Raw genomic sequence first — 25,651 nt, forward strand, 5'->3', positions numbered from 1 at the left:
GGCCTCGACGAGATCCGGGAGCAGACCATGGCAGCGCCTCTAGACATCACCATCGACAGGTCCTCCCCCGTGCCGCTCTACCACCAGCTGGTCCACGGCATCGAGTCGGCCATCTCCGCGGGCAGCCTGCCGCCGGGGACGATGCTGAGCAACGAGCTGGCGCTCGCCAAGGAGCTGCACCTCTCCCGCCCGACCGTGCGCAAGGCGATGGACGAGCTGGTCCGCTCGGGGCTGCTGGTCCGCAAACGCGGCGTCGGCACCCAGGTGGTGGCCTCCGAGGTGCGCCGCCCGGTCAGGCTGACCTCCCTCTACGACGACCTCACCGAGGACAGCGCGCGTCCGCGCACGGAGGTCCTCGCCTTCCGCGAGGAGGCCGCCGCCGCGGAGGTCGCGGAGAGGCTGGGCATCGCGGCGGGCGCCCCCGTCTACTACCTCAAGCGGCTGCGCAGCCGCGGCGAGACGCCCCTGGCCATCATGGAGAACTGGGTCCCCACCTCGATCGCCGAACTCAGCGCCGAGATCCTCCGGGAGCGCGGCCTCTACGCCCTGCTCCGCGAGGCGGGGGTCAACTTCCGCCTCGCGAACCAGAAGATCGGCGCCGCGGTGGCCACCAAGGCCCAGGCGGACCTGCTCCACACGACCCAGGGCGCGGCCCTGGTGACCATGGCCCGCACCGCGACGGACGACGTCGGGCGCCGCGTCGAGACCGGCCGCCACGTCTACCGCGCCGACTCCTACTCCTTCGAGCTGACGCTCTCCGCCTGAGAGCCGGGCCGGCGCCGCACCGCGCGTCCCCTTCGGGGAAGGTTGCCGCGCGCCCGGCCCCGCCGGGAGCCGCCGCACGACGGCGTCGCCCCTCTGATACCTCCGTTCGGAACCGACGACGAAAGGACACCCCCATGACCAACTGGGTCTACCCCGCAGGCAGCGCCGCCGACGGCCCCTGGGACATCTCCCTGGGCGGGCACGATTCATCGCTGACGGTCGAGGGCTGGGAGCACACCGGCCTGCGGACCGCGACGCTGGGCGGCGAGCCGCTGCGCCTCGACGCGGCCGAGGAGGAGCGCATCGTGATCCCCCTGACCGGCGACGTCACCGCGAGCGTCGACGGCGAGGCCTACGAGCTGGCGGGCCGCGCCTCGGTCTTCCACGGCCCCACCGACGTCCTCTACACCGGCGTCGGCCGCGCCCTGGAGCTCTCCGGCCAGGAGGGCGTCCGGGTCGCCGTCGCGAGCGCCCCCGCCCGGCGGGAGCACCCCACCCGCCTGATCCGCAAGGACGAGGCTCCGCTGGAGCTGCGCGGCGCGGGCAACTGCTCGCGCGAGGTCCGCAACTTCGGCACCCCGGACGCCCTGGAGGCCGACCGGTTCATCGTGTGCGAGGTCCTCACCCCCGCCGGGAACTGGTCCTCCTACCCGCCGCACAAGCACGACGAGGAGAAGGACGGCGAGACCCGGCTTGAGGAGATCTACTACTTCGAGACCCGGACCACTCCCGACGCCCCCGCCGAGGCCGTCGACGCGATCGGCTACCAGCGCGTCTACGCCTCCGACGAGCGGGAGATCGACGTCAACGCCGAGGTGCGCACGGGCGACGTCGTGCTGGTCCCCTACGGCTGGCACGGGCCGGCCATGGCCCCTCCCGGCTACGACCTGTACTACCTCAACGTGATGGCGGGGCCGGGCCCCGTCCGCAAGTGGCTCATCAGCGACGACCCCCACCACGGCTGGGTCCGCCAGCAGTGGGAGGGCCAGGACGTCGACTCCCGCCTGCCCTTCGGAGGCTAGGGGCGAGGATGCTGGCCGACGTCGCGCCCGCCGCGTGGGCGCTGCTCGCGGTGGCGGCGGTGCTGGTGGGGGTCTCCAAGACCGCCCTGCCGGGGGTCAACACCCTCTCCATCGCCGCCTTCGCCGCGGTCCTGCCCGCCCGGGAGTCCACCGGCGCGCTGCTGATCCTGCTGCTGGTGGGGGACGCCTTCGCGATGTGGTCCTACCGCCGGCACGCGCACTGGCCGACGCTGCTGCGCCTGGCGCCCTCCGTGCTGGCCGGACTCGCGCTGGGCGCGGTCTTCCTGGCCCTGGCCGACGACGCCTGGGTGCGCCGCGTCATCGGCGTCCTGCTGGTGATGCTGGTCGGCTTCACGCTGTGGCAGCGCCGCCCGCGGCGCCGGGGAGCCGCCGGGGACGGGACCGATCCGGGCGGCGGCGTGCGCACCGCCTCCCGACTGAGCTCCACGGGCTACGGCTCGCTCGGCGGGTTCACCACCATGGTGGCCAATGCCGGCGGGCCGGTCATGTCCATGTACTTCCTCTCCGCGAGGTTCCCCGTCCACGCCTTCCTCGGCACGGCCGCGTGGTTCTTCGCGACCCTGAACCTACTCAAGCTGCCGGTATCCATCGGGCTGGGGCTGGTCAGCGCCCACACCCTGGTGCTCGACCTGGTGCTGGTGCCCGCCGTGATCATCGGCGCCCTCGCCGGCCGCTGGCTCGCCGACCGCATCCGGCAGCAGGTATTCGACCGCGCGATCGTCGTGCTCACGCTCCTGGGGGCCGTCTACCTGCTCCTCTAGCCCGCGCCCGGCCCGGCCACGGGTCGGCGGGGACCCCGAGAGGGCGGGCCGGGGCCGGCAGGACGCCCCACGGGGGTCACGGCGGCGACCCGGCCACGCTGCACCCGGGGAACCATCTGGCGAGACACCGACCCAGGGTTGACGCGGATCACACCACCTCCGGATAATTGTCCTTACATACTGTCATTCAGTTCAAGGAGGAACGTTGGTCGAGACCCCACTGTCCGTAGCAGTCATCGGAGCGGGAATGGCCGGGCGCGCGCACGCGTACGGATACCGCCAGGCCGGCTCGGTCTACGAGTCGGACTTCCCGCAGATCCGCCTGGCCGCCGTGGCCGACGCCAACGTCCCCCTGGGCGAGGACACGGCCCGCCGCTACGGCTTCGAGCGCACCTACTCGGACTGGCGCCAGGTCGCGGAGGATCCGGAGATCGACGCCGTGAGCATCGTCGTCGGCAACGCCCTGCACCTGCCCATCGCCCGCGGCCTGCTCGAGGCCGGCAAGCACATCCTGTGCGAGAAGCCCCTGGCCGGGACCCTCGAGGACGCCCAGGCGATGGTCGAGCTCGAGCGCGAGTACGGCCAGAGGACCGACGCGCAGGGCCGCCCGCTGATCACCTCGGTGGGCTACACCGTGCGGCGCATGCCCGCCCTGAACGCCATCAAGGCCAAGGTGGACAGCGGCGAGTTCGGCCCCGTCACCAACTTCATCTCGACCTACCTGTGCGACTACTCCTGCGACGAGCGCGCGCCGATGTCCTGGCGCTACAAGGGCGGTCCCGGCTCGGGCGCGCTCGGCGATCTGGGCTCCCACGTCCTGGACACCGGCGAGCAGATCAACGGCCCCGTCACGGCCGTGCGCGGGGCCTTCATGGACACCATCACCAAGGAGCGCCCGCTGCCGCTGGGCGCCGTCGTCGGGCATCAGCACGTCGAGGTCTCGGACGAGGTAGAGCCGGTCGAGAACGAGGACTTCCTGACTTTCACCTGCAGCTTCGCCAACGGCGCGGTGGGCACCTACACGATCTCGCGGGTGGCCTTCGGGACGCCCAACTCGCAGACCTACCACGTGGTGGGCCCCAGGGCGCAGGCGGCCTTCGACATCACCAAGCCCGCCGAGTTCATGTACGACGACGCCCAGGCCAGCGCCGAGACCCGGGGCCAGCGCCGCGTGCTCGTCAACCCGGAGACGCCGCTGTTCGCGAACTCCTGCGCGATGGATGCCCCCGGCATCGGCTACAACTACAACGACAACTTCGCGATCCAGGCCCGGGCGTTCCTCGGCCAGGTCGCCGGCGTCGAGACCGGGCTGCAGCCGTGCGCCGGGTTCGCCGACGGGCTGCATACGCTGCAGGTCATCGAGGCGATCGCCCAGTCCGCTGAGCGCGACGGCGCCGAGGTCCGCGTGGCCTGATCCGCGCCCGGCAGGTGCGGGAGGGAGCTCTCGCACCGGCTCCGACCCCGGCGGAGGGCGCCTGCTCCAGGCTCTCCGCCGGGGGCCTTCCGCGCCCGGCGAATCTTCCTGCGCCGACGCGGCCGCTCGTCCACAGATCCTCCGGGGCCCGGACGCGCGAGGGCCGGGTGGACTAGCGTGGGACCCACGGACACAGCGGCCGGGCCGTCCGTCCCGGCCCATCACGGCAGGAAGGACCCGCCATGAAGATCACCGTCATCGGGGCAGGCGGCATCGGCAGGATGCACGCCGCCCACCTGATGTCCACGCCCGGCCTGACCCACGTCGAGCTCGTGGGCCGGGACCCGGACCGGCTCGCGCACTCCGCGGAGGCCGTGCGGGAGCGGGCCGGGGCCGAGGCCGCCGCGGAGGTGGACCTGAGCACCACCACCGACCTGGAGGGCGCGCTCGAGGTCACCGACGGCGTCGTCATCGCCACTCCGGGCCGCGCGCACCCGGGTCTGGTGGTCGAGGCCGTGCGCCGCGGTCTGCCCGCCTTCGTCGAGAAGCCCCTCGCCCTGACCGCCGACGACTACCTCCGCCTGCTCCGCGAGGTCGAGTCCGCGGGCGCCGACGAGCGGGTCATGGTCGGCTTCCACCGCCGCCACAGCCAGGAGCACCGCACGCTCAAGGGCCTGCTCGACGCCGAGCGGGCCGGCACCCTGCGCTCCGTCCACGCCGTCAACGCCGACCGCCGGATCGCCAGCCCGGAGGCACTCGGCGAGTCCGGCGGGCTCTGGCTGGACCTGATGATGCACGACTTCGACGCCGTCCCCTGGCTGGTCTCCGAGCGGGTGGAGCGCGTCTACGCCGCCGGCGGCGCCCTGGAGGACCGGGCGCACGCCGAGCACGGCCAGATCGACACCGCCCACGCCGTGCTGCACTTCGGCTCCGGGCTGGTGGCGACGCTGGTCGGGATCCGCGGCAACGCCAGTGGCCAGGACGTGCGCACCGTGGTCCACGGCAGCCGCGCCACCTACTCCGTCGGCGAGACCGAGGGCCTCGCCGTCTCCCACATCGACCAGGAGGGCGGGATCCACTCCCCCGGCACGGTGTACGAGGGCTACCAGGAGCGCTTCGAGCCGGCCTTCGTGCGCGAGATGCAGGAGTTCGTGGAGCTGGTCACGGGGCAGGGGCGCAACGCGAGCCCGCCCTCCTCGGGCCTGCACGCCTTCGAGATCGCGCTCGCGGCTCAGCGCTCCGCGGAGACGGGACAGCCGGAGAACGTCGAGCCGCTGCGCTGAGCGCACGACATCGTGCGGGGCCCTAGCGGTGCGGAGGGCCGCGCCCCCGCCCACCTGCGGCCGGGGGTGCGGCACCCACCCCCGACCTCCCGGCCTAGTTCTCGGTGTCCGGCTCCCGGCCCTTCTCGTCGGTCAGCGCGCCCACGCCCTCGTCGGCGGGCTCGGTGGCGTCCGGCCGCCGGGCCTCACGCTGCTCCTCCTCGGCGGACATGCCGATCCTCGACTCCGCCTCGTCCGGCTCGCGCCGGCCGGCGTTCCTCCGGTCCTCATGCTGGTCCGCAGCCACGGTCTCCACCTCCTGGGGCGCCCCGCCTCCGCCCGGGAGGGCGGCACGGACGACGCCGTATCGATAACCTCCAGCCAAGCACAGGCGCCGCCGCTCGCGCCAGACCCACGGGGGGCACCAGTCGGTGCGGGCAGGCGGGCCAGCCGATCCCGGGGACACGAATGAACGGCGCAGAGAACGCGCGAGGCCGTCCCCGGGAACGTGAAAGAACAGCCGCGGGCACGCGCAAGCCCGACCTCGGGTACGCGAAAGGGCGGCTCCCCGACGACGTCGCACGTCGTCAGGGAGCCGCCCTCAGCCGGGTAGCCGGCTCGCGCTCAGCCCTTGCGGGCCGCGCTCACGCGCTCCTGCATGGTGCGCAGCTGGTAGCGGGAGACCTCGTCGGCGTTCTCGTTCTCGCCGAAGACGCTGGAGACCAGCACCGTGTCGGGCGAGTCGAGGAAGCCGACCTCGGCGAGGCCGCCGAAGAACTCGTCCCAGTCGACGTCGCCGTCGCCCACCTTCAGGTGCTGGTGCACGCGCGCCGGGCTGCCGGGAGGGTTGGTGATGTACCGCAGTCCGTTGGAGCGGTGGTGGTCCATCGTGTCGGCCACGTGCGCCACGCGGATGCGGTCGCCCACGGTCCGCATGATGTCCAGCGGCTTCTCCTGCATGTGGAAGGAGTGGCAGGAGACGTACACGAACCCGAGGTTCTTGGAGTTGGCCCCGCGGATGACCCGCCAGGCCTCCAGGCCGTTCTCCACGAAGTCGTCCGGGTGCGGGTCGATCGCCACGTGGATGCCCTCGCGCTCGATGATCGGCAGCAGCTCCTCCATCGAGCGGTAGAAGGCGCGCTCCGACTCCTCGGCGAGCTCGGGGCGGCCGGAGAACTCGGTGTTCATCTGCTGCACGCCGAGGTCCACGGCGATCTGGATCGCGCGCTTCCAGTTGCGGACCGCTGCCTCGCGGGCGTCGGGGTCCGGCGAGGACCAGCGCAGCACGGGAAGGATCGAGGCGATCTCGACGCCGGCGTCCTTGCAGGCCTTCCCCAGGTCCGCGACGAGGTCGTCGTCGGCCTTGGGGTGGTTGAAGAACGGGATGAAGTCCGGGTGCGGGGTCATCTGGAAGTAGTCGTACCCGAGGTCCTTGACCAGCCGCGGGAACTCCAGCAGCGAGTGGGTGCGGTGGAAGGGGGTGGGGTCCAAGGCGATTTTCATGGTGGCTCCTCGAGAGGTTCGGGGCGGGAGGGAGACGGCGCGGCGCCGGTCCTACCGGTACAGCTCGGGCTTCTCCTGAAGGGAGACCGGGTAGCTCCGGCCGAGGTCCTCCACGGCCTTCAGCCCGGCCTCGCAGCACGCGGCGGCGGCGTAGCCGTCCCACGCGTCGGGGCCGGCGAGCTCGCCGGCCAGGCAGGCGTCGATCCACTCCTGGACCTCGGCGTCGTAGGCGTCCAGGAAGCGCTCCTCGAAGCCGGGGGTGACGACGTCGACCCCTTCCTGCAGGTGGGCGTCCTCGAAGCTGGCGCGGGTGGTCACGGCGTAGCCGAACTGCGAGGTGACGTGGGTGTTGACCGTGATCCGGACCCCGGACTCGGTCTCCATCTGGATCTGGGCCGGGTCCATCAGGCCCTTCTTGGCGTGCTTCGAGCGCCGGCCGCCGGCCACCCGCACCGAGACGATCTCCTCGCCGCTCAGGAAGCGCATGCCGTCGAACTCGTGGACCACGGTGTCGTCGATCAGGTTCCTGCCCGTGTAGGCGTCGGGGACCTCCGGGTTGATGTGCTCGCAGTCCAGGGCCAGCAGCTCGCCGTGCTCCCCGGACTCCACGGCGGCGCGCACGGCGCGGTATCCGGCGTCGAAGCGGCGCATGAAGCCCACCTGGATGAGCCTGCGGCCGGCCGCGGCCTCCGCCTGCACGACCCGCCACGCCGACTCCGAGTCGGGCGTCAGCGGCTTCTCGCACAGGATCGGCAGCCCCGCCGTCAGGGTGGGCAGGAGGACCTGCTCGTGGAGGAAGCCCGGCGTGGCGACCAGCACCGCGTCCACCTCGCCCGATTCGATGGCCTCGGTGAAGTCGGTGTAGACCTTCGCGCCCTCGATGCCGTCGATGGCGGCCCGGGCCTTCGGCTCGTCGATGTCGACGATCGCGGTGATGCGGGCCCGCTCCATGCGGCGGCGGATCCGCTCGATGTGGTCGGATCCCATGCGGCCGGCGCCGACGACGGCGATGCGCAGTTCCTGAGTCATTGGTGAGTTTCCTTCCGGGTGGCCTGGGGAGGCGGTTAGGCGGGGACGGTGCGGGAGCCGCAGCTGAGCAGGTGCTTGCGGGTGCGGGTCGCGATGGGCAGCGGGACGTCGAAGTCGCCGACCGGGTACATGTCCTGCTCGACGATGCCGAACAGCGGACGGTCCAGCTTCTCGGCGGCCTCGATGACCAGGCGCAGGTCCGGCAGGCCGTGCGGCGGCTCGATGGTCACGCCCTCGGCGGTGGCGCGGCCGAAGTCCCAGTCGTTCCTGCGCACCTCGGCGAGCACGTCGGGGTTGATCTGCTTGAGGTGGAGGTAGCCGATCCGCTCGGGGTACCGCTCGATCAGCGCGACCGAGTCGGCACCGCCGAACTCGGCGTGTCCGGTGTCCAGGCACAGGGTGGTGTACTTCGGATCGGTCATGGCCAGGAACCTCTCGATCTGGTCCATGGTCTCCACGTGGGTGTCCGCGTGGGAGTGGAACTGCTGGTACAGCCCGAACTCCTCCTGCAGCACCCGGCCCAGGCGGTCGTGGCCGCTGGCGAGCTCCTCCCACTGGCGCTCCTCGAGCGTGCGGGGCTCCATCTCCTTGCCGGTCTTGTCGTCCCGCCACTGGGCGGGGATGACGACGACGTGCTTGCCGTCCATCGCCGCCGTCAGCTCGGCGACCCTCCGCGCCGGCTCCCAGGCCAGGTCCCACTGCTCGTGGCCGCGGTGGAAGGCGGTGAAGACCGTGCCCGCGCTGACCTTCAGGTCGCGCTCCTTGAGCTCCTTCGCCAGGGTCTGCGGATCGCTCGGCAGGTAGCCGTAGGGCCCCAGCTCGATCCACTTGTACCCCGCCTCGGCGACCTCGTCGAGGAAGCGCTGCCAGGGGGTCTGCTTCTCGTCCTCGGGGAACCACACTCCCCAGGAGTCGGGGGCCGTCCCGATGATGAGCTTGTTCTCGGTCATGTGCTGTTCGCTTTCCTCGTCGAAAGGTCTGGGATGGGGCGGTGGGGCGCGGGCGGGCGGCGGAGGCGGGAGTCGCGGTGCCGCCCGCCCGTGCCCAGAGCCCTGGGAGCCGGCCCGGAGGGGCGGGGCCTGAGGGCCTGGGTCCGTCCGCGCCGGCCCCACCCGGCACGGACGGCGCCCCGGGACGGGCACGGGTCCGAGGACGGGTGCGGGCCCGGGGTGCGCGGAGGCCGGGCGGGGCCGGCGTCGTCCGCTAGTGGTCGCTGCTGGAGGGCATCGCGAAGGACGCCCCGGACACGTGGGTCGGCTCGGGCCAGCGCTGGGTGATGACCTTGCCGCGGGTGTAGAACCGGACGCCGTCCGGGCCGTACATGTGCAGGTCGCCGAACAGCGAGTTCTTCCAGCCGCCGAAGGAGTGCCAGGCGACCGGCACCGGCAGCGGCACGTTGATGCCGATCATGCCGACCTGGACCTTGCGCTGGAAGGTCCGCGCCACGGCGCCGTTGGAGGTGAACACCGCGGTGCCGTTGCCGTAGGGGTTGGCGTTGATGATCTCGATGGCCTCCTCGAGCGACTCGGCGCGCAGGACCACCAGGACGGGGCCGAAGATCTCCTCCTCGTAGGCGCTCATCGTCTGGTTGACCTTGTCCAGGATCGTCGGCCCGACGAAGAAGCCCTCCTCGTGGTCCTTCACGATCAGGTCGCGGCCGTCCAGGACGACGGCGGCGCCGTCGTGCTGCGCCTCGCCCACGATCCGCTCGATCCGCTCCTTGGCGGCCGGGGTGATGACCGGGCCCATGTCGGCGTCGGGATCGGTGCCGTCGGTGACCTTGATGCCCGCCGCCAGGTCCTTGACCCGGCTGACGATCTCGTCGGCGGCGTCGCCCACGGCGACCGCCACGGAGATCGCCATGCAGCGCTCGCCCGCGGAGCCGAAGGCGGCGGCGTTGAGGTGCTCGGCGGCCATGGTCATGTCGGCGTCGGGCATGATGACGGCGTGGTTCTTGGCGCCGCCCAGGGCCTGGACCCGCTTGCCGTTGCGGGTGCCGGTCTCGTGGATGTGCTTGGCGATCGGCGTCGAGCCCACGAAGGAGATGCCGTCCACGTCCGGGTGCTCCAGCAGGCCGTCCACCATCTCCTTGTCGCCGTGCAGGACGTTGAACACGCCGTCGGGCAGGCCGGCCTGCTTCCACAGCTTGGCCAGCAGGCCCGAGGCGGAGGGGTCCCGCTCGGAGGGCTTGAGGATGAAGGCGTTGCCGGTGGCGATCGCGACGGGCGACATCCACAGCGGCACCATGACGGGGAAGTTGAACGGCGTGATGCCGGCGACGACGCCGAGCGGCTGGCGGAAGGAGTAGACGTCGATCCCGGTCGAGACCTGGTCGGAGTACTCCCCCTTCAGCAGCTCGAAGAGCCCGCAGGCGAACTCCACGACCTCGAGGCCGCGCTTGACCTCGCCCTTGGCGTCCGAGAGGACCTTGCCGTGCTCGGAGGTGATGATCGCGGCCAGCTCGTCGGCGTGGGCGTTGACCAGCTCGCGGAAGGAGAAGAGGACGGCGGAGCGCTTGGCCAGCGACATGTCGCCCCACTGCTCGCCGGCCTCCTTGGCCGCGGCCACGGCGGCGTTCAGGTCGTCCTGGCCGCCCAGGTGCAGGTTGCCGGTCACCTGGCCGGTCGCCGGGTTGTACACGTCCTGGCGACGCTCGCCGGAGCCGGCGGTCTCCTCGCCGTTGATGAAGTGCAGGATGTCAGTGCTCAATGTTCTCTCCTTAGCCGAGCAGCGGGCGCTGCGTGGACTTCTTCTCTGCGTAGGTCTGGTAGGCCTCCCGGGTGGAGGCGAGCTCCGCGGTGCCGGTGACGGGGACGTCCCACCACGACTCCGAGGAGGGCGCGTCGACCATCGGGTCCGAGTCGACGTGGATCAGGACCGGCCCGGAGCCCTCGGGCTCCGCCTTGGCGCGGGCCACGGCGGCGGCCAGGTCCTCGGCCACGGCCTCGCCGGGCTGGACCCGGATGACCCTGACCCCGAGGGACTCGGCGTTGGCCGCCAGGTCGATCGGCAGCCGCTCGCCCGAGTCGAAGCTCTGGCGCTCGTCGTCGTGGAACCGGTACTTGGTGCCGAAGCGCTGGGACCCCAGCGACTCCGAGAGCGCGCCGATCGAGGCGTAGCCGTGGTTCTGGATGAGCACCACGATCAGCTTGATTCCCTCCGCGACGGCGGTGACCAGCTCGGTGTGCATCATCAGGTAGGAGCCGTCGCCGACCATGACGACGACGTCGCGCCCGTCCCGCTCGTGCAGGCTCGCGCGCTTGACCCCCAGCCCGCCGGCGATCTCATACCCCATGCAGGAGTACGCGTACTCCACGTGGTAGCCGTACGGGTCCTTGACCCGCCACAGCTTGTGCAGGTCCCCGGGGAGGGAGCCGGCGGCGCAGATCACGACGTCGCGGTCGTCCATCGCGGAGTTGACCGTGCCGATGATCTCGTTCTGCGAGGGGATCGGGCGGTACCGCTCGGCGAAGGCGGCGTCGGCGATGCCGTCCCACCGCTCCTTCTCCTCGGCGACCCGCTCCCCGAGCTCGGCGCCCACGCGGTGGCCGCCCACGGCGTCGTTGAGCTTCAGCAGCGCCTTGCGGGCGTCGGCGACCACGGGCACGCGGGTGCCGTGCTTGAAGGCGTCGAAGGAGGCGACGTTGATGTTCACGAAGGCCACGTCCGGGTTCTGGAACGCGGTGCGGGAGGCGGTGGTGAAGTCCTCGTAGCGGGTGCCGATGCCGATGACCAGGTCCGCCTCGCCCACCAGCGCGTTGGAGGCGGTGGAGCCGGTGGATCCCACCGCGCCCAGGCACAGCGGGTGGTCCCAGTCCATGACGCCGACGCCGGCCTGCGTGTAGGCGACCGGGATGCCGGTGGCCTCGGCGAACCGCCGCAGCTCCTCGACGGCGAAGGCGTAGTGCACGCCGCCGCCGGCGATGATCACCGGGCGCTTGGCCGAGCGGATCCGGTCCATCGCGGCGCGGACGTCCTCGTCCTCGGCGTCGGGGCGGCGGATGCGCCACTCCCGCTCGGCGAGGAACTCCTCCGGGACCTCCACGGTCTCGGCCTGGACGTCCTGCGGCAGGGCGATGGTCACCGCGCCGGTCTCGACCGGGTCGGTCAGCACCCGCATGCCGTTGAGCAGCGCGGAGAACAGCTGCTCCGGGCGCCAGACCCGGTCGAAGTACCGGGAGATCGGACGCAGGGAGTCGTTGACGGTGACGTCGTAGGCGTCGGGGCGCTCGAGCTGCTGCAGCACCGGGTCGGTGGCGCGCGTGGCGAAGACGTCCGAGGGGAAGAGCAGCGTCGGGAGCCGGTTGGTGGTCGCGAGCGCGGCGCCGGTGACCAGGTTGGTGGAGCCCGGGCCGATCGAGGTGGTGATGCCGTAGGTCGCGCGGCGGCGGACGTGCCGGGCGTAGCCGACCGACTGGTGCACCTGGGCCTGCTCGTTGCGGCCCTGGAAGTAGGGCATCAGCGCCGGGTCCTGCTCCTGGTACTGGCGCAGGGCCTGCCCCACCCCGGCGACGTTGCCGTGGCCGAAGATGCCGAACATCCCGGGGATGGTGCGCTCCCGGTACTCGTGCGCCCCGATGCGGTCCACGGTGTACTGGCTGCTCAGGAACTTCACGAGCGCCTGGCTGACGGACAGGGTCTGGGTGGTCATGGTGTCCTCTCTACTTCCGCAACAGCGAGGCTGCGGTGGAAACGGCGGCGGCGACGTCGCCGTCCTCGGGGTACAGCAGGGTGCGGCCCACGGTGAGGCCCTGGACGCCGGGCAGGGCCAGGGCGGCCTCCCAGGTCGCGAAGATCTCGTCGGGCCTCTCGGTGGGGTCCCCGCCGAGCAGGACCGTCGGCATGGTCGTGGCGGCCATGACGCGCTCCATCTCCTCGACCACCGGCAGCTTCATCCAGGTCCGGGCGCTGCTCTCCCCCAGGCCGGCGGCGATCCCGACGGACTTGATGACGGCGTCGGGGCTGAGGTCGTTGACGACCTTCCCGTTCACGGTCTCGGAGATGAACGGCTCGACCATGGCGTACAGGCCCTCGGCGGCCAGCTCGCTCACGGCGCGGGCGGTGGACTCCAGGGTCGCGACGGTGGCGGGGTCGCGGTAGTGGATGCGGGTGAGCATCTTGCCGCCGTCGGCGCCGATGCGCTTCAGCGCCGAGGCCGTGTGGCCGGTGAAGCGGTCGTCGATCTCGTTGACCAGGCCGGTCAGGCCCCCGCGGTTCATCGACCCGAAGACCAGCTTGCCGTCCAGGGCGCCCAGCAGGAGCAGGTCGTCGAGGATGTCCGGGGAGGCCAGCACGCCGTCGACCGCCGGGTTGCTCAGGGCGGTCTGCAGGCGGTCCAGGAGGTCGCCGCGGTCGGCCATGATGCCGGCCTCGCCGCGCACGGACAGGGCGCCGCGGGCGGGGTGGTCGGCGGCGACGATGAAGTTCTGCCGGCCGTAGACGACGCCGGGGTGGCGAGTCCGCGAGTCCGCGGCGCGCTGGACGGCGTCGGGGTCCTCGAGGCGGATGCGGGTCAGGTCCTCGTAGCGGTGCGTCCCGGTGCTCATGCCTGGAACCCCCGGCCGCGCTCGTCGAGGAGCTGGAGCACCTCGTCGCTGGTGGGCATGTCCTCGGAGCAGGCGATCCGGGAGGCGACGATGGCGCCCGCGGCGTTCGCGAAGTCGAGCACGTGCTGCAGCTCCCAGCCGGAGAGGATGCCGTGGCAGAAGGCCCCGCCAAAGGAGTCGCCCGCGCCCAGGCCGTTCTGGGTCTCCACGGCCACCGGCTCGGAGACCACGCGGTCCTCGGCGGTCTTGGCCAGCACGCCCGCGGCGCCCATCTTGACGACGGCGATGCTGACGCCGGCCTCCAGCAGGCGGTCGGCCTGCTCGTCCGGAGAGCCGTCGCCCACCGCCACGGCGCACTCCTCGCGGTTGCCGATGGCGATGCTCACATGCTTGAGGTTCTCGCGGACCTGCGCGGTCGCGTCCTCGATGGAGTCCCAGAACATGGGGCGGTAGTCGAGGTCCAGGACGGTGTGCCGGCCCTCCCCCAGCTCCTGGCGGGGGCGCGCCCGGTGGGCGTGCAGCTGGGCCGAGCGGGCGGGCTCCTGGCAGAGGCCGGTGACGGTGGACCAGAAGACGGTGGCCTCGCGGACGGCGTCGACGTCCACCTCCTCGGCCCTGATCTGCAGGTCCGGGGCGGTGGGGAAGCGGCCGTAGAAGTAGAGGGGGAAGTCCTCCGGCGGCTTGATCGCGCAGAAGGTCGCCGGGGTCTGGAGGCCCTGGACGGGGCTGACGTGGGCGTCGTCGACGCCGTAGCGGGTCAGCTCGCGGTGCAGGTACTCGCCGAAGGGGTCGTCGCCGGTGCGGGTGATGACGGCGCTGCGCCTGCCGTGCTTGGCGGCGGCGACGGCGACGTTGGAGGGCGAGCCGCCGAGGTACTTGCCGAACGACGTCACGTCCTCCAGCCCCACCCCGATGTCGTTGGGATAGATGTCGACGCTGATGCGCCCCATCGTCAACAGGTCGTAGCTCATGGGCTGCTCGGTCCTTCCGATCGTTCGTCGCCTCGGCCCCGGCGCCGGCCTCCCGCGGAGGAAGGTGCGGGCGACGCCGTGGCCCGGCCGGTAGTGACCCGGCCAACACAGTTCAGTCTGCCTGGTGCAGTTTGTCCTGTCAATGTTTGTATGGACAAAGGGTGCTCGGCGTGTCGCCTCCGCGCAGGTCACACCGCCTCCCCCGCCCCGCGGCGCCCGCCGGCGGCTAGTCTGTTCCAGGGCCGTCCGCCGCCGTCGGGCACTCCAGGAGGCCCGGGCGCCGCGTCGAGGAGGGACCATTCATGGAACAGCTGGATCTGACCGCCACGGCGGGCATCTGGACGGAGCTCATCGCCCGGCAGCGGCTCGACGCCGTCGCCGAGCAGGCCTCCGGGCTCTCCCTGCCGGACCTGGTCCGCACCCTCGAGCGCCTGCCGGTGACCGACCGCGCGGTGGCCTTCCGGCTGCTGCCCAAGGAGAAGGCCCACGAGGTCTTCGAGCGGTTCGACGAGGGCCTGCGGGCGGAGCTGTTCTCGAGCCTGCGGGACGACGACGTCGTGGGCCTGTTCGCCGGCCTGGACCCGGACGACCGCGTGCACCTGATGGACGAGCTCCCGGCGGGCGTGGCCCACCGCCTGCTGCAGCGGCTCTCCGAGGACGAGCGCGAGCTGACCGCCCCGATCCTCGGCTACGGACGCGGGACCATCGGCCGCCGCATGAGCACCGAGTACCTGCGGCTGCACCCCGGCCAGTCGGTCGGCGACGCGCTGACCCTGGCCCGCCGGTACGGCGAGGGCGCGGAGACCATCTACGTGCTGCCGGTGGTCGACGACGCGCGGGTGCTGGTCGGCGTCGTGAGCCTGCGCGACCTCTTCCTGGCCGAGGCCCAGACGCCGGTGGCGGGGCTGATGACCGAACCCGTCTCCGTCACCGCCGAGGACGCGGAGGAGGACGCCGCCCGGCGCTGCGTGGACGCGCAGGTCCTCGCCGTTCCGGTCGTGGACCGCGAGGAGCGCCTCGTCGGCATCCTGACCTTCGACGACGCCGCCCGCATCGTCCAGCGCGCCGAGGACGAGGACGCCTCCCGCGCGGGAGCGGCCGAGCCGATCCGCCGGCCCTACCTGAGCACCCCGATCAACCGGCTCGTCCGCACGCGCGTGGTCTGGCTGTTCTTCCTGGCCATCTCGGCGGCCCTGACGGTGGGGGTGCTGGACTACTTCGAGGAGGACCTCGCCCAGGTGGTCGCCCTGGCCTCCTTCATCCCGCTGCTGATCGGCACCGGCGGCAACACCGGCTCCCAGGCGGCGGTGACCATCACCCGGGCGCTGGCGGTGGGCGACGTGCGGGCCCGGGACATCGGCCGGGTGCTGCTGCGCGAGGTCAGGGTGGGGGCCGTGCTGGGCCTGACGCTGGGCGCCGTCGCCTTCCTGGTCATCATGGGGGTCTCGTTCTTCTCCGAGAGCTACACCGCCCCCATCGGGCTGACGGTCGGGCTGTCGATGCTCGCGATCTGCGTCATGGCCGCCGCGGCCGGCGGGGCGATCCCCTGCATCGCCAAGTCCCTGCGGATCGACCCGGCCGTCATGTCCACGCCCTTCATCGCCACCTTCGTGGACGCTACGGGGCTGATCGTGTACTTCCTGGTGGCCAAGGCGATCCTGGGGATCTGAGGGGCCGGGAGCGAGAGCGGGGGCGGACGCGGTACCGGCGCGAGCCCCAGCCGAGGGGCGACCCCGGGGAGACCCTGCGCCCTGCCGGGGCCGACCTCAGCCCGCCGTCAGCTCCCGGTGGACGGTCGTGGCGATCCTCCGCGCCGTCGCCTCGTCCGGCGACGGCCCGGGTCCCATGATCTTCGCCAGCAGGGGCCCGAACATCAGCTCGCACACGTAGTCGAAGTCCTCCGGCCCGGCGGCCAGGTCGCCGTGGGCGAGCGCCGCGTCGAGGACCGCTCTCAGGTTCTCCCGCCGCGGCACGTCGAACTCCCGCCCGAAGGATTCCATGACCACCGGGTCGTTGGCCATGATCAGGCCGAAGACGATGTTGCGGAACAGCGGATCCGCGAACATGCGGACCTCGTGGGACTCCAGGGTCAGGAGGTCCTCGAAGAGGCGGCCCGTGGGCACCACCGGGGCGTCGCCGAAGCGCCGCAGGAGGATGTCCAGCGCCAGCTGCGCGGTGCCCGAGTAGCGCCGGTGGAAGGCCGCGCGGGTGGTGCCGACCTGCCGGACGAGCCGGTCCACCTTCAGCTCCGGATAGCCGTGATGGGTGAGGACCTCCTCCGCCGCCTCCCGCAGCGCCTCGCCGATCGCCGGGTCCGAGGGCCGCCCGACTCTGCCTTTTGACGTCATGGAGACGAGTTATAGCAGACGGGGCGGGGAGAGGGCAGGGAGGACCGAAGAGCGGCCGGGATCAGTACAGCGCGATCCGCGCGGGGGCGGGGAAGATCCGGTCCAGCTCGGCCAGGTCCTCCTCGCCCGGCGTCCACGAGGCCGCCGCGGCGTTGGCGCGGACCTGCTCGGGCGAGGTCGCCCCGGCGATGACGCTGGCGACCTGCGGCCTGCTCGCCAGCCACGAGAAGGCGACCTCGACGGGACTCAGGTCCCGCTCCCGCGCGAACTCCACGAAGCGCTCGATCTGGTCCCAGTCGGTGGACTCCAGCAGCTCCCGCTTGGAGTGCGAGAGCCGCGAGCCCTCGGGCGCACGCCCCTTCCGGTACTTGCCGGTCAGCAGGCCGTTGGCGAGCGGGAAGTACGGCAGCACCCCGACGCCGAAGCGCTCGGCGGCCGGCAGCACTTCGAGCTCCGCGCGGCGGTCCAGGAGGTTGTAGTGGTTCTCCGCCGCGATGTACCGCGCCCCGCCGGAGGAGCGGGCGAGGTGCTCGGCGTCGGCGATCTGCCAGCCGGAGTGGTTGGAGTGGCCGAGGTAGCGGACCTTGCCGGCGCGCACGGCGTCGTCCAGGGCGGCGAGGGTCTCCTCGGGCGGGGTGACGCCGTCGGGCGTGTGGTAGAAGTACAGGTCGATGTGGTCCCGGCCCAGGCGCTCCAGCGAGGCCTCCAGGGCCCGGGTGACGTACCGGCGGGATCCGCGGGCACCGTGGTCCGCCCCGTTGGCGCCCTTCATGTCCATGCCGAACTTGGAGACCACGACGGCGTCCTCCGCGTCCCGGCCGAGCCGGCTCAGCGCGCGGCCGAACATCCGTTCCGAGGTGCCGGGCTCCTTCCCGTAGACGTCGGCGACGTCGAACAGGGTGATCCCGGTCTCGAGGGCCGTGCGGATCACCGCGTCGGCGCCCTCCTGCCCCTCGGTGGGCGTCCCCGCCCGGCCGAGGTTGTTGCAGCCCAGCCCGACGCTGGAGACGATCAGCCCGGAGTCCCCGAGCGGACGGTAGGCGGGCGATGCGGCGTTCTTCGGTGCGTTCATGGCTCCACCCTAGCGGGCGGGGCGGGGCGGGCGTCCAGAAGCCCGCACCCGGGACGGCCCGAGGCCCGTCGCGACGTCACGTCGGGACCATAGTATCCGTGGACTAGCGGTTTTCAGAGCTATCGTTCCGAAAATCCAGGGACGATGATGGGCCGATGACGGCGCGGGACCGTCGAGCCGGCACCAGCGGAGCCTCCGTTTTCCGGAAAGATAGCTCCGAGAACCCCCAGCACACGATGAGGCGTCTATGTCCGCCGCTCGTCGCAGCGTCCAGGCGCCTCCGAGACCGAGGGCTGCCGAATCGCCCCGGAGAGTCGGCCCGGTCGCCTCCCGACGCACCGATCCGCAGAGCCCCGCCCACGAGGCGGCGACTCAGGAGGCCCCGGCGACGGGCCGGATCAGCCCCTTGGGCCGCGGCGGGGCGTAGGTCCGCACCTTGGAGGTCTTGAGCCCCATGCCCACCAGCGACTGGGCGACGGTCACCGCGGCCGCGACGCCGTCCACCACGGGGACGCCGGTGGCCTCGCGCACCGCCTCGTCCAGCCCGGCCATGCCGCCACAGCCCAGGCAGATGACCTCCGCGCGGTCCTCCTCCACGGCGCGCACCGACTCGCGGACCAGCGCCTCGACGGTGCGATCCCGGTCCTGCTCGAGCTCCAGGACCGACAGGCCGGAGGCCCGCACCGAGGCGCAGCGGGCCGAGAGCCCGGCCAGCAGCAGCCGGTCCTCGATCAGCGGCAGCGTCCGGTCCAGGGTGGTCACCACGGAGTACTTGTGCCCGAGGTACATCGCGGTGGAGGCCGCGGCCTCGGTGATGTCCACGACCGGCACCTCCAGCAGCTCCTGCAGGCCCTCCCGGCCGTGCTCGCCGTAGCCGGCCTGGATCACGGCGTCGTACTGGCCGTCGTAGTCCCGGACGGCCTCCTGGACGGCGACGGCGGCGAGGTAGGACTCGTAGTTGCCCTCCACCGACTCCGCGCCGAAGGAGGGGGTGATGGGGACGATCTCCGTCCCCTCCGCGGCGGCGGCGCGGGCGGCCTGCGCGATGGCCTCGGTCATCGAGGCGGTGGTGTTGACGTTAGCGACGAGGATGCGCACGTTCTGGGGCCTTTCGGTTCGGCGGGCTTGTGGGGTCGGCCGCGACGGGCGGCTCGGCGTCGGTTCGGGCCGGCGGCCGGATTCGATCCGGTAGCCGGGTTCGATGCAGCGGTCGGGTTCGATGCTGCGGGCGGGCCCGCCGCGGCCAGGACCGGCGCAGCGGGCCGCGCGCTCAGCGGCGCTGGGTGTCAGTGATGCGGGGTGACGGCGATGCTCTCGCCGTCCACGGCCCGGAACTCCCGGGAGCGGTCCGCGATGATCAAGTAGATCACGGCGGCCAGGATGGCGCCGATGAACCACGAGAAGCCGGAGACCACCGCGAAGAGCGGGACCAGCGCGAGGACCAGGGCGACGATCGCGGCCGGGGCGAAGGCCGCCACGGCCTTCATGTTGAAGCCGCGGGTGTACGCGTATTCCCCGTTCGAATCCTCCGAGTAGAGCGCCGGGACGTCCACCCGTCCCTTCCGCACGAGCCAGTAGTCGGCCATGATGACGCCGAACAGGGGCCCGAGCAGCGCTCCCAGCCCGCCGAGGAAGTACACGATGACGACCGGCGAGTTGTACAGGTTCCACGGCAGGATGACCAGGCCGATGATCGCGGAGACCACCGCCGCGCGGCGGAAGTTCAGCCTCTTCGGGAACAGCCCCGTCAGCGTGTAGACCGGCGCCACGAAGTTGGCCATGAGGTTCACGGCGATCGTCAGGATGATCAGCGCCAGGCAGGCCAGCGCGAGGAGGAGGGTGTTGGGGATGGCGGTGACGACGTCGGTCGGCGACTCGATGACGGTGCCGTTGATCGTGTAGGTGCCGCCGGAGAGGACCACGACGATGCCGGCGAAGAACAGCATGTTGATCGGGATGCCGAAGAAGTTGCCGCGCACCACCGACTTCTCGGAGGGGGCGCCGCGGGTGAAGTCGCAGAAGTTCAGCACGAAGGTCCCGTAGATGACCACCCAGAGGGCGGCGGACTGGAAGATCTCCACCCACATCGCGCCCCCGGTCAGGGAGTTCTCCGTGGACCAGGAGATGCTGCCGCCGGTCTGGACGAGGATCCAGATGGCCAGCGCCAGCATGGTGACCAGGATGACCGGCCCGGCGAAGGCCTCGTAGCGGCGGATCATCTCCATGCCGAAGCTGACGATGACGATCTGCACGACCCACAGGACCAGGAAGGAGATCCAGCCGAGGGTCGAGAGCCCGAGGATCGAGTTCTCGTCCAGCGAGCCCAGGCCCGGTGCCACCGCCACGATCAGCACCCTCAGCACCACCGAGGCGAGGTAGGTCTGGATGCCGAACCAGATCACCGCGACGCCGCCTCGGACGATGGCGGGGATCTTGGAGCCGTGGACGCCGAAGGCGATGCGGCTCAGGACCGGGAAGGGCACGCCGACCCGCTCCCCCATGAACCCCGAGAGGTTCAGCAGGAGGAAGAGGAAGACGGCGCCGAGCAGGAAGGCCAGCATGATCTGCCAGCCCCCGAGGCCCAGGGCGAAGAGCCCGATGGCGAAGGCGTAGTTGCCCAGCGAGTGCACGTCGTTGGCCCACAGCGTGAAGATGCTGTAGGCGTTCCAGGTGCGGCCCGCCCGGGTGGTGGGGGCGAGGTCCCCGTTGTAGAGGTTGGGGCTCACGCCCGTGGGGATGGGCACCGTGGTGCCGGGCACGTGGGTGATGGCGTCGACGGCGGGGTCTCCGGTGCCCCACGGCTCGGCCTCGTTCAGCCGCACGTGGTGCTCCTGGTGCCGCTCGTGCTGCGGGGGGACGCCCCCGGGCTGCTGGCTCATGGTACGGACCTTCCTCTGACACGGGGCTGATGCAGCCGCCGGTGGAGATGGGGGAAGGGGTCCTCGCGGGCGCTCATCGGCCGGCGTCGGGCTCCTCATGTTTCCGCGATGCGGAAAGGGAATTTTCCTATAAGAAATGTTACGTAGCACACGCTAGGTGGTCAAGCGTCGAGCCCCCGTCTTTTCCCCGCCGGCCCTGGACGCGCGGAAGCGCGCAGCGGCCACCGGGGGATGCGTTCCCCGGCGGCCGCTGCGCGCGCTCCGACAGGCCTTCCGTCAGGCCTCTCCGCGGCGGATGAGGCGGCCGGCGGGCTCCTGGAAGTCCACCTCCGCGCCGCGCAGGAAGGTGCGCCGCACCCGGCCCGAGAGGGCCTTGTTCTGGTAGGGCGTGATGGGGTTCTTGTGGTGGAGCTTGCCGGCGTCGACCACGAAGCCCTCGTCGGGGGCGAAGATCGCCAGGTCGGCGTCGTACCCCAGGGCCAGCTTGCCCTTGGATCGCAGACCCGCGCGCTGGGCCGGCTTGGTGGACATCCACTGCACCACCCGCTCCAGCTCGACGCCGCGGCGCCGGGCCTCGGTCCAGATCAGGGCCAGGCCCAGCTGGAGCGAGGAGACCCCGCCCCAGGCCACGCCGAAGTCCCCGTTGTCCAGATCCTTCAGGTCCAGGGTGGAGGGCGAGTGGTCGGAGACGATGAAGTCGATCGTCCCGTCGATGAGCCCCTCCCACAGCAGCTCCCGGTTGCCGACCTCGCGCACCGGCGGGCAGCACTTGAAGGCGGTGGCCCCGTTGGGGATCTCCTCCGAGAGCAGGGTCAGGTAGTGCGGGCAGGTCTCGACCGTGAGGTCCAGCCCGTCCTCCTTGGCCGAGGCGATCATCGGCAGCGCATCCGAGGAGGAGAGGTGCAGGATGTGCGCCTTCGCCCCGGTCCAGCGGGCCCGCTCGATGACCTCGGCGATCGCGAGGTTCTCCGCGCCGCGGGGGCGGGAGCGCAGGAAGGTGTCGTAGACGTCGCCCTCGGGCTGCGGGGCCCGGTCGATGGCCCGGGAGTCCTCGGCGTGGACGATCATCAGCGAGTCGAAGGTCTTGAGCTCGGCGAGGTCCTCCTCGAGCTCGTCGGCCTCGAGGTGCGGGAACTCGTCCACGCCGGAGTGCAGGAGGAAGCACTTGAAGCCGAAGACGCCGTCGTCGTGCAGGGAGCGCAGGTGCTTCTTGTTGCCGGGGATCGCCCCGCCCCAGAAGCCGACGTCGATGAAGGACTGGTTCTGCGCGAAGAGGCGCTTGTACTCCAGCGCCGGCACGTTGACCGTGGCCGGGATGGAGTTCAGCGGCATGTCCAGCACGGTGGTGACGCCGCCGGCCGCGGCCGCGCGGGTCGCGGTGGCGAAGCCCTCCCAGTCGGTGCGGCCGGGCTCGTTGATGTGCACGTGGGTGTCAACGAGTCCGGGGAGCAGGGTCTCGTCCTCGGCCAGGTCGATGCTTCGCTCGCCCACCAGGCCGGAGCCCAGCGGCTCGAGGGCCACGATCTTGCCGTCCCTCACGCCGACCTCGCGGGCGGCCAAGCCCGCGGTGGTCATGATCCGCTCGCCGCGGACCACGAGGTCGAACTTCCGATCGTCCCCGGCGAAGGTGCCCTCGTCGGTCGCGCCGGCGTGGGGGCGGTCCTCGGAGCGCTGCGTCGGGAGGCCGTGCTCCTTGCGGTACTCCTCGATGAGCCCGCGGATGCGGTCCGGGTCGTTGACCCGGTCGCTGACGGAGAGCTTGCGGCTCTGCTCCTCGTGGTAGGCGGCGTCCAGCGAGGCCGGCTTGGTGGCCGAGCGGGCGGAGTCCTCCTGCGCCACGGTCTCGGGCGACTCGGGCTCGGGGGCGCCGTCGTGCTGGGTCTCGGCGGCGGCCGAGGCCTGCTGCGCCTCGGCGCTCTCGGCGACCTCCTGGGCGGCCTCCTGCTCCTGGGGCTTCTCCCCGCCGGAGGACGAGGCCTCGCGGCCCTTGCGGGACGAGTTCTTCTGTGTCATGTCTTCCTTCTCCATCCAGTAGTGGCGGCGTCGACCCGGCTCAGCGGGCGTCGGCGCCGTCCAGCAGCTCGGGCAGCCGCTCGCCGATGCGCGCACCCACCCGTTCCAGCAGCGGGCCGGCCTCGGACATGCTCCGGGCCGGGTCAGGCTCCAGCTCGGCGAGGGCGTGGAGCCCGGTGAACCCGGCCTCCCGCACCCGCTCCGCGTCCAGCAGGCTCCGCCCGCACACGGCCAGCACCGGGATGCCGGCCTCCCGCGCGCAGGCCAGGACGCCCATCGGGGTCTTGCCGTGCAGCGACTGCTCGTCCAGGCTCCCCTCGCCGGTGATCACCAGGTCGGCCCCGGCGATCCCGAGGGCCAGGCCCACCAGCTCCAGGACGACCTCGATCCCCGCCTCGCGGTGGGCGCCCAGGCCGGCGAGGGCGGCGTAGCCGACCCCTCCGGCGGCACCGGCGCCGTGGCTATCCTCCAGGCGCCGCTCGGCGATCCCGAGGGACTCCCCGAGCAGGCGGGCGAACCGGGCCAGCCCGGCGTCGAGCCGTGCCACGTCCTGCTCGGAGGCACCCTTCTGCGGTCCGAAGACCGCGGCGGCGCCGTGCTCGCCGAGCAGCGGGTTGTCGACGTCGCTGGCGAGCACGAACTCGGTCCGGGCCAGGCGCGGGTCCAGGCCCGCGGCCTCGACTCGATCCAGGCGCTCCAGGGCGCCGCCGCCCGGCGGCAGCGGGTCCCCCTCCGCGTCGTACAGCTCCAGCCCCAGCGCGCTCAGCAGCCCGGCTCCGCCGTCGGTGCTGGCGCTGCCGCCGACGCCGAGGACCACCCGGGCGGCCCCCGCGTCGAGGGCCGCGGCGATCAGCTCGCCGGTGCCGTAGCTGGTGGCCCCCAGGGCGTCGCGCTCGCCGCCCGGCAGCAGGTCCAGGCCCGAGGCGGTGGCCATCTCGACGAAGGCCTCCTCGCCCCGCAGGGCGTAGTCGGCGTCCACGGGCTCCATGGTGGGCCCGTGCACCCGCGCCGAGCGGCGCTCGAAGCCGGCGGCGATCGCCGCCTCGAGCGTGCCCTCGCCCCCGTCCGCCACCGGGATCGTCTCGACCTGCGCCTCGGGGACGGCCGCGCGGATCCCGGCGGCCAGGCTCCGACCCACCTCGTGGGCGGTCAGAGATCCCTTGAACTTGTCGGAGGCCACGACGATGCGCGGGGTCCGGCTGGTGCTGTGCGGCATGATCACTCGTTTCGATCCGGCGGGGAGGGGCGGGGGACGCGGCTCAGTCGAGCATCGAGATGGCCGTGGGGGCGTCCTCCCCGCGCTCGGCCAGCTCCTCGAACTCCACGACGCTGTCCAGGTTGGAGGGGCTCATCGAGATGTTGGTGACGCGCTCGAGGATGACCTCGACGACCACCGGCACCTGGTGCTCCTCGGCCAGCGACCGCGCCTGCGCGAAGGCCTCCTGGATCTTCTCCGGATCGGTCACCCGCAGGGCCTTGCAGCCCAGGCCCTCGACCACCTTGACATGATCCACACCATACCCCTGGGTCTCGGGGGAGTTGATGTTCTCGAAGGCCAGCGACACGTTCTGCTCCATCTTGAAGCCGCGCTGCGACTGCCGGATGAGGCCCAGGTACGAGTTGTTCACCACCACGTGGATGTACGGGAGGTTGAACTGCGCGCCGACGGCGAGCTCCTCGACCATGAACTGGAAGTCGTAATCCCCGGAGAGCGCCACGACCGTCTGGCCCGGCTTGCCGCGCACCACGCCCAGCGCCGCGGGGCCCGTCCAGCCCAGCGGGCCGGCCTGGCCGGCGTTGATCCACTGGCGGGGCCCGTAGACGTGCAGGAACTGGCCGCCGGCGATCTGGGAGAGACCGATCGTGGAGACGTAGGTGACGTCCTTGCCGAAGGCGGAGTTCATCTCCTCGTACACCCGCTGCGGCTTGATCGGCGTCTGGTCGAAGTGGGTCTTGCGCTGCATGGTGCTCTTGCGCTGCGCGCAGTCCTTGGCCCAGACGTCGTAGTCGGGGATCGAGAAGTCGTCCTTGCGCTCGCGGGCGACCTCGAGCAGGGCGTCCAGCGCCGCGCCCGCGTCGGAGACGATCCCGAGGTCCGGGGAGAACACCCGGCCGATCTGGGTCGGCTCGATGTCGACGTGGACGAAGGTCCGGCCCTCGGTGTACTGCTCCAGGCCGCCGGTGTGGCGGTTGGCCCACCGGTTGCCGATGCCGATCACGAAGTCGGACTCCAGGAAGGTCGCGTTGCCGTAGCGGTGGGAGGTCTGCAGGCCCACCATGCCCGCCATGAGCGGGTGGTCGTCCGGCATCGCGCCCCAGCCCATCAGGGTGGGGATGACCGGCACGTTGAGCAGCTCGGCGAGCTCGACCAGCTTCTCGGAGGCGTTGGCGTTGATGACGCCGCCGCCGGCGACGATCAGCGGGCGCTCGGCCCGGAACATCATGTCCAGGGCCTTGGCCGCCTGAGTCCGGCTCGCGGCCGGGCGGTTGACCGGCAGCGGCTCGTAGGCGTCGATGTCGAACTCGATCTCGGCCAGCTGCACGTCCATGGGCAGGTCGAGCAGCACGGGGCCGGGGCGGTCCGAGCGCATCAGGCCGAAGGCCTTCTGGAAGGCACCGGGGACCTGGCCGGGCTCCAGGACGGTCATCGCCATCTTGGTCACCGGCTCCGCGATGTCCGCGATGTTGATCGCCTGGAAGTCCTCCTTGTGCAGCTTGGCCACCGGCGCCTGGCCGGTGATGCACAGGATCGGGATCGAGTCGGCCGAGGCCGAGTAGAGCCCGGTGACCATGTCGGTGCCGGCGGGGCCGGAGGTGCCGACGCAGATGCCGATGTTGCCCGGGGCCGAGCGGGTGTACCCCTCGGCCATGTGCGAGGCGCCCTCCACGTGGCGGGCCAGCGTGTGCCGGATCCCGCCGTGGGCGCGCATCGCGGAGTAGAAGGGGTTGATCGCCGCCCCGGGAAGGCCGAAGGCCTCGGTGGCCCCCTCCTTCTCGAGGATCTGCACGATGGCGTCGACGGTGCGCATTCTGGTCATGGTCTCC

The 25,651-nt window shown here is 71.8% G+C and carries 21 protein-coding genes; 6 read left to right on the forward strand and 15 right to left on the reverse strand.

Going from position 1 to position 25,651, the window contains the following annotated elements; all coding sequences use genetic code 11:
- The first annotated feature begins 27 nt into the window (after positions 1–27).
- The 5 genes from EWV39_RS02885 (at position 28) to EWV39_RS02905 (ending at position 5,266) form a co-directional block, all read left to right on the forward strand.
- Positions 28–765, forward strand: a complete 738-nt coding sequence (locus EWV39_RS02885; RefSeq protein WP_129656770.1) for a GntR family transcriptional regulator — start codon at positions 28–30, stop codon at positions 763–765.
- Positions 766–899: 134 nt separating this feature from the next.
- Positions 900–1,787 carry a 5-deoxy-glucuronate isomerase gene (iolB, locus tag EWV39_RS02890; protein WP_129656771.1) on the forward strand — a complete coding sequence of 296 codons (888 nt, stop codon included), beginning with the start codon at positions 900–902 and terminating at the stop codon, positions 1,785–1,787.
- A gap of 8 nt (positions 1,788–1,795) precedes the next feature.
- Positions 1,796–2,569, forward strand: a complete 774-nt coding sequence (locus EWV39_RS02895) for a sulfite exporter TauE/SafE family protein (RefSeq protein ID WP_129656772.1) — start codon at positions 1,796–1,798, stop codon at positions 2,567–2,569.
- Positions 2,570–2,774: 205 nt separating this feature from the next.
- Positions 2,775–3,983, forward strand: a complete 1,209-nt coding sequence (locus EWV39_RS02900; protein WP_129656773.1) for a Gfo/Idh/MocA family protein — start codon at positions 2,775–2,777, stop codon at positions 3,981–3,983.
- Between the two features lie 242 nt (positions 3,984–4,225).
- Positions 4,226–5,266 carry a Gfo/Idh/MocA family protein gene (locus tag EWV39_RS02905; protein WP_129656774.1) on the forward strand — a complete coding sequence of 347 codons (1,041 nt, stop codon included), beginning with the start codon at positions 4,226–4,228 and terminating at the stop codon, positions 5,264–5,266.
- A gap of 94 nt (positions 5,267–5,360) precedes the next feature.
- On the opposite strand, the gene EWV39_RS02910 is transcribed toward EWV39_RS02905, so the two are convergent.
- From EWV39_RS02910 to iolC, 8 genes are all read right to left on the reverse strand, one after another.
- Positions 5,361–5,552, reverse strand: coding sequence for a hypothetical protein (locus EWV39_RS02910; RefSeq protein WP_129656775.1), 192 nt, complete (start codon positions 5,550–5,552; stop codon positions 5,361–5,363).
- 317 nt (positions 5,553–5,869) lie between these two features.
- Complete coding sequence (locus tag EWV39_RS02915; RefSeq protein ID WP_129656776.1) at positions 5,870–6,748, reverse strand: sugar phosphate isomerase/epimerase family protein; 879 nt, start codon at positions 6,746–6,748, stop codon at positions 5,870–5,872.
- Between the two features lie 51 nt (positions 6,749–6,799).
- On the reverse strand, positions 6,800–7,777 hold the full coding sequence (locus EWV39_RS02920; protein WP_129656777.1) for a Gfo/Idh/MocA family protein: 978 nt from the start codon (positions 7,775–7,777) through the stop codon (positions 6,800–6,802).
- Positions 7,778–7,812: 35 nt separating this feature from the next.
- Entirely contained in the window at positions 7,813–8,727 is a 915-nt protein-coding gene (locus tag EWV39_RS02925; protein WP_129656778.1) for a sugar phosphate isomerase/epimerase family protein, read from the reverse strand.
- Between the two features lie 253 nt (positions 8,728–8,980).
- Positions 8,981–10,486: a CoA-acylating methylmalonate-semialdehyde dehydrogenase gene (locus tag EWV39_RS02930; protein WP_129656779.1), complete on the reverse strand. Its 1,506-nt coding sequence runs from the start codon at positions 10,484–10,486 to the stop codon at positions 8,981–8,983.
- A gap of 10 nt (positions 10,487–10,496) precedes the next feature.
- Positions 10,497–12,428 (reverse strand): 3D-(3,5/4)-trihydroxycyclohexane-1,2-dione acylhydrolase (decyclizing), encoded by a 1,932-nt coding sequence (gene iolD / locus EWV39_RS02935; protein WP_193554673.1) that lies wholly within the window; start codon positions 12,426–12,428, stop codon positions 10,497–10,499.
- Between the two features lie 10 nt (positions 12,429–12,438).
- Complete coding sequence (locus EWV39_RS02940) at positions 12,439–13,323, reverse strand: Cgl0159 family (beta/alpha)8-fold protein (protein ID WP_129656780.1); 885 nt, start codon at positions 13,321–13,323, stop codon at positions 12,439–12,441.
- Positions 13,320–14,294, reverse strand: coding sequence for a 5-dehydro-2-deoxygluconokinase (iolC, locus tag EWV39_RS02945; protein ID WP_129656781.1), 975 nt, complete (start codon positions 14,292–14,294; stop codon positions 13,320–13,322). Before iolC ends, EWV39_RS02940 begins: the two co-directional genes overlap by 4 nt.
- A gap of 302 nt (positions 14,295–14,596) precedes the next feature.
- On the opposite strand from iolC, the gene mgtE reads away from it, so the two are divergent.
- Positions 14,597–15,964, forward strand: coding sequence for a magnesium transporter (mgtE, locus tag EWV39_RS02950; protein ID WP_129656782.1), 1,368 nt, complete (start codon positions 14,597–14,599; stop codon positions 15,962–15,964).
- Between the two features lie 96 nt (positions 15,965–16,060).
- Here the strand turns inward: mgtE and EWV39_RS02955 are convergent, their stop codons facing one another.
- The 7 genes from EWV39_RS02955 to gcl all read right to left on the reverse strand — a co-directional run bounded on the left by EWV39_RS02955 (position 16,061) and on the right by gcl (position 25,644).
- Positions 16,061–16,642 (reverse strand): TetR/AcrR family transcriptional regulator, encoded by a 582-nt coding sequence (locus EWV39_RS02955; RefSeq protein WP_129656783.1) that lies wholly within the window; start codon positions 16,640–16,642, stop codon positions 16,061–16,063.
- Positions 16,643–16,703: 61 nt separating this feature from the next.
- Positions 16,704–17,714 (reverse strand): aldo/keto reductase, encoded by a 1,011-nt coding sequence (locus EWV39_RS02960; protein ID WP_129656784.1) that lies wholly within the window; start codon positions 17,712–17,714, stop codon positions 16,704–16,706.
- A gap of 372 nt (positions 17,715–18,086) precedes the next feature.
- The gene (locus EWV39_RS02965; protein ID WP_129656785.1) at positions 18,087–18,812 is read right to left on the reverse strand and encodes an aspartate/glutamate racemase family protein; all 726 of its coding nucleotides are present in this window, start codon (positions 18,810–18,812) and stop codon (positions 18,087–18,089) included.
- A 188-nt stretch (positions 18,813–19,000) separates the two neighbouring features.
- Entirely contained in the window at positions 19,001–20,593 is a 1,593-nt protein-coding gene (locus EWV39_RS02970) for an NCS1 family nucleobase:cation symporter-1 (RefSeq protein ID WP_129656786.1), read from the reverse strand.
- Positions 20,594–20,869: 276 nt separating this feature from the next.
- Positions 20,870–22,189, reverse strand: coding sequence for an allantoinase AllB (gene allB / locus EWV39_RS02975; protein WP_272947825.1), 1,320 nt, complete (start codon positions 22,187–22,189; stop codon positions 20,870–20,872).
- 457 nt (positions 22,190–22,646) lie between these two features.
- Entirely contained in the window at positions 22,647–23,822 is a 1,176-nt protein-coding gene (locus EWV39_RS02980; RefSeq protein WP_129656787.1) for a glycerate kinase, read from the reverse strand.
- A gap of 43 nt (positions 23,823–23,865) precedes the next feature.
- On the reverse strand, positions 23,866–25,644 hold the full coding sequence (gene gcl, locus EWV39_RS02985) for a glyoxylate carboligase (RefSeq protein ID WP_129656788.1): 1,779 nt from the start codon (positions 25,642–25,644) through the stop codon (positions 23,866–23,868).
- Between the last annotated feature and the right edge of the window lie 7 nt (positions 25,645–25,651).

Origin of the sequence: Rothia halotolerans (genome assembly GCF_004136635.1) — a bacterium.
In the GTDB taxonomy this organism is placed as follows: Bacteria; Actinomycetota; Actinomycetes; order Actinomycetales; family Micrococcaceae; genus Rothia; species Rothia halotolerans.